The 1,956-nt window shown below is 73.0% G+C and carries 1 protein-coding gene; it reads right to left on the reverse strand.

Annotated features, from left to right (window positions below; genetic code table 11):
* The coding region (locus ACIPSC_RS39000; RefSeq protein WP_400835161.1) for a polyketide synthase dehydratase domain-containing protein at window positions 1-1,956 on the reverse strand (1,956 nt) is incomplete at both ends.

Consider the following 1,956-nt stretch of genomic DNA (forward strand, 5'->3'; position numbering starts at 1 on the left):
CGGTGCAGGGCTTTGGGGTCGGTGGTGTCGCAGGCGGTGATGGTGACGGTGGCGCCGAGTGTGGTGAGTTCGGTGTGGAGTTCGGTGGCGTGGGGGGCGTTGGGGCCGGAGCGGCTGACGAGTGTCAGGTGTCGGGCGCCGTGGTGGGTGACGAGGTGGCGGGCGATGTGGGTGGCGAGGGTGCCGGTGCCGCCGGTGATCAGGATGGTGCCGTTGGGGTTGATGGGGGGTTGGGGGGTGGTGTTGGTGTGGTGGGTGAGGTGGGGGGTGTGGGGGGTGCCGTTGCGGAGGGCGTGTTGGGGGTGGGTGGTGAGTGTGGTGGGGAGGGTGTGCCAGCTGGTGGGGTGGTTGTCGGTGTCGATGAGGGTGATGCGGTGGGGGTGTTCGGATTGGGCGGAGCGGGTGAGGCCCCAGAGGGGTGTGTGGGGGAGGTCGGTGATGTTCTCGTCGGGGTGGGTGGCGATGGCGTGGTGGGTGAGCAGGACGAGTCGGCTGGCGGCGTAACGCTCGTCACCCAGCCACGACTGCAGCAGCCCCAGGGCATCGACCGTCCGCTGCCGCGCCGAGGAGTTGACCTGCGCGACCTCGTCCGGCGACGTGAGGCCGGCCGGCACCGCCGAGACGAACGGCACCACCACCACGGCCGGCACCGGCACACCGGAGTCGACGGCCGCATCCAGCGCCGCCAGATCCGCGTACGACTCCACGGTCACCCCGGCGCCTCGCAGCGAGCCCGCCACATCCAACACCGCCGACGCCTTGCCCGTACCGGCGCGCTCCAGGACGGCCCACCGCCCCGGCTCCACCAGGGCGGTGTCAGCGACCGGCACCGCGCTCCATTCCAGCCCGAACAGCGGGGAGTTCCCCGCCGCGCGCGCACCGGCCAACTGCTGGGCGGAGAACGGGCGCGTCACCAGCGAGTCGACCGAGGCGACCGGCTGCCCGTCCGGGTCGGCGACGGTCAGCGAGACCGTGTCCTCCCCGGCCGGCGACAGCCTGACCCGTAGCGCGGTCGCACCGGTCGCGTGCAGTGACACGCCACTCCAGGAGAACGGCAGGCCCACACCGTCGCGCCCGGCGCCCTCGACCAGGCCGAGGGCGTGCAGCGCCGCGTCGAGCAGCGCGGGGTGCAGGCCGAACCGCGCGGCCGCGGCATGGTCGTCCTCGGCCAGGGCCACCTCGGCGAAGACGTCCCCGCCCAGGCGCCAGGCTGCCTGCAGCCCCTGGAACACCGGACCGTACCCGTAGCCGACCTCGGCGAGCCCGTCGTACAGACCGGACACGTCCACCGATTCCGCCCCCTCGGGCGGCCAAACGGACAGACCGCTGCCGTCCGGCTCGGAGGAGGCCACCGGGTCCGGGACGAGAACGCCGACCGCGTGGCGGTCCCAGGCCCCCTCGGCCGAGCCGATGTCCGGCACCGCCGGCTCGATCCGGGAGTGCACGGCCAGCGACCGTCGTCCCGTGTCGTCGATGCCCCCGACCGTCACCTGCAGCTGCACGGCCCCCTGCTCGGGGATCAGCAGCGGCGTCTCCAGCACCAGCTCCTCGACCCGCCCGCAGCCGAACTCCGCCCCAACCCGGGTGGCCAGTTCGACATAGGCGGTACCGGGCAGCAGCACCGTCCCGAAGACGACGTGATCCGCCAGCCACGGCTGTGTCCGCACCGAGACGCGGCCAGTGAAGACCACCCCTTCGCCCTCGGCCAGCGCGATCGTCGCGCCGAGCAGCGGATGATCCGCCGGGACCAGCCCGAGCCCGGCCGGATCGCCCGCACCTGAGGCCGCCGAGTCCAGCCAGTAGCGCTGCTGCTGGAAGGCGTAGGTGGGCAGGGCGAGGTGATCGGTGTGCGGTTGGAGGCTGAGGGTGGTCCATGTGGGGGTGGTGCCGTGGGTGTGGGCTTGGGCGAGTGAGGTGAGGAAGCGGGTGGGGCCGGGTTCGTTGCGGCGCAGGGTT

Origin of the sequence: Kitasatospora sp. NPDC090091, from assembly GCF_044747365.1 — a bacterium.
Taxonomy (GTDB): Bacteria; Actinomycetota; Actinomycetes; order Streptomycetales; family Streptomycetaceae; genus Kitasatospora.